This is a genomic window from Faecalibacterium sp. An58, assembly GCF_002161515.1.
In the GTDB taxonomy this organism is placed as follows: domain Bacteria; phylum Bacillota; class Clostridia; order Oscillospirales; family Ruminococcaceae; genus Faecalibacterium; species Faecalibacterium avium.
In genome coordinates this window covers 1-2,687 of the sequence record NZ_NFHX01000058.1, presented here as the reverse complement: position 1 = coordinate 2,687, position 2,687 = coordinate 1, and the positions used below count along the sequence as shown (strand labels likewise).

General features: G+C 57.0%; 1 pseudogene. It reads left to right on the top strand.

What is annotated here, in order from left to right:
- Nucleotides 1–2,574: pseudogene (locus tag B5G12_RS14055) on the top strand (helicase-like domain-containing protein); the annotation flags it as partial.
- Nucleotides 2,575–2,687 lie beyond the last annotated feature (113 nt).

Genomic DNA, 2,687 nt, shown 5'->3' with positions numbered 1-2,687 from the left:
AACTATTTCTTTGCGAAAGCCCTCGACCAGGTAAGGCCGGGCGGCGTGGTGGCGTTTGTCACCAGTCGCTTTACCATGGACGCGAAGGACAGCTCCACTCGCAAATATCTGGCCCAGCGGGCTGACCTGCTGGGGGCGGTGCGGCTGCCCAACAACGCCTTCAAGGCCAACGCAGGCACGGAAGTGGTTTCCGATATCCTCTTTTTGCAGAAGCTGGAGCGGCCCATCGACCGGGAACCGGAGTGGGTACAGGTGGGCCGGACACCGGAGGGTTTCACGGTCAACCAGTATTTCGTGGATCACCCGGACATGGTGCTGGGCGAGCTTTCTGCCGAAAGCACCCAGTATGGCCGGGAAGATGTGACAGTCAACCCCATCGAGAGGGCCAACCTGGCCGAACAGCTTAAAAGTGCGATGGCCCATATCAACGGCAGATATGAGGCGGTGGAGCGAGTGAACACCGAGCTGGACGAGGGCGCACCCGACGTCCTGCCCGCTGACCCGGGCGTTAAAAACTTCTCCTATACGGTGGTGGACGGTGAGGTCTACTACCGCGAAAATTCGGTCATGACGCCGGTGGAGCTGAGCGGCGACGCGAAGGAGCGGGTCAAGGGGATGGCGGAGCTGCGGAGCCTCGTCAACGAGTTGATTGCCTATCAGCTGGAAGATTTCCCGGAGACAGACATTGCCGCCAAGCAGGCCGAGCTGAACGCCGCTTACGATGCCTTCAGCACAAAATTTGGCCTGCTCAACGACCGCAAAAACGGGCGGCTCTTTGAGGACGATTCGTCTTACTACCTGCTTTGCTCCCTTGAAAACCTGGACGAAAACGGCAAGCTCAAGAGCAAGGCGGATATGTTCACAAAACGGACCATCCGGCCCGAGCGCGCCGTCACCCATGTGGACACCCCCGCCGAGGCGCTGGCGGTGTCCATTGGGGAAAAAGGCAAGGTCGATTTGTCCTATATGGCGGAACTTTTGGGTACGCCGGAAGACTTTGGGCGCATCACCGGCGAGCTGCGCGGCGTGATTTTCAAAGATCCTTCGGAGGATGTGAGCGACCCGGAAGCGGGCTGGCAAACCGCTGACGAGTACCTGTCCGGCAACGTCCGCAACAAGCTGCAGATCGCCAGGCTGGCCGCTGCGAATGACCCGGCCTTCACCATTAACGTGGAAGCCCTGACCAAAGCTCAGCCCAAAGAGTTGGAGGCGTCCGAGATCGACGTGCGGCTGGGGGCGACCTGGATCAGCCCCGACATCATCCAGAAATTCATGTCCGAAACCTTCCGCATACCTTTTTATATGCGGTATGCGATTCAGGTCAAATTTTCCCCGTCCACCGCCGAGTGGCGCATCGAGGGCAAGACCAAAACGGGCCACAATGACGTCATGGCCTACGAGACCTTCGGCACGGCGCGGGCCAGCGCCTACAAGATTCTGGAGGATACTCTGAATCTGAGGGACGCACGGGTTTACGACACGGTGGAGGATGACAGCGGCAAACCCAAGCGGGTGTTGAACAAAAAGGAGACCATGCTGGCCGGGCAGAAGCAACAGGCCATCAAGGATGCCTTTGCAAACTGGGTCTGGCAGGACCCGCAGCGGCGGGAAATGCTGGTGCGGCAATACAACGAGCTGTTCAATTCTACCCGTCCCCGGGAATACGACGGCAGCCACATTCACTTCGTGGGTATGAACCCGGAGATCACCTTGCGGGAGCATCAGCGGAACGCTATTGCTCACGTTTTGTACGGCGGGAACACCCTGCTGGCCCACGAGGTGGGCGCGGGCAAAACCTTTGAGATGGCTGCCTCGGCCATGGAGGCAAAACGCCTGGGGCTGTGCCAGAAATCTCTTTTCGTGGTGCCGAACCACCTGACCCTCCAGTGGGCGCAGGAGTTTTTGCATCTCTACCCCAGCGCCAAGTTACTGGTGGCGTCCAAGAAGGATTTTGAGACCGCCAATCGCAAGAAGTTTTGCGCCCGCATCGCCACTGGGGATTACGATGCGGTCATCATTGGGCACAGCCAATTTGAGAAGATCCCCCTCTCCTTCGAGCGGCAGGAGCGCATCATCCAGGAGCAGATCGACGAGATCCAGGGCGGCATTGCTGAGCTGAAACATTCCTCCGGGGAGAAATTTACCGTCAAACAGATGGAGAAAAGCCGCAAGCAGTTGGAAATGAAACTTGAAAAACTGCGGGCCGCCGAGCGCAAGGATGATGTAATTACCTTTGAAGAATTGGGCGTAGACAGGTTGTTTGTGGACGAGAGCCATTCGTTCAAAAATTTGTTTCTTGTAACAAAAATGCGTAACGTCGCCGGTTTATCCACATCCGAGGCCCAGAAGTCTAGCGATATGTTTGGCAAGTGCCGGTACATGGATGAGCTGACCGGCGGCCGGGGCGTGATCTTCGCTACGGGTACGCCGGTGAGCAACTCCATGACTGAGCTGTACACAGTGATGCGATACCTGCAGTACGGCACGTTGCAGCAGAAGGGGTTGACGCATTTTGACTGCTGGGCGTCCACCTTCGGGGAGACCACCACCTCTATCGAGCTGGCCCCGGAGGGGTACAATGCAATAGGACGATGAAATCATCGCTCCTAAATGCAAAAACAGCGGTCAAAAAACTTTCGGTGAAAATTTCAAAAAATTACGATTTTCTGTGAGAAATGGTTCCGATT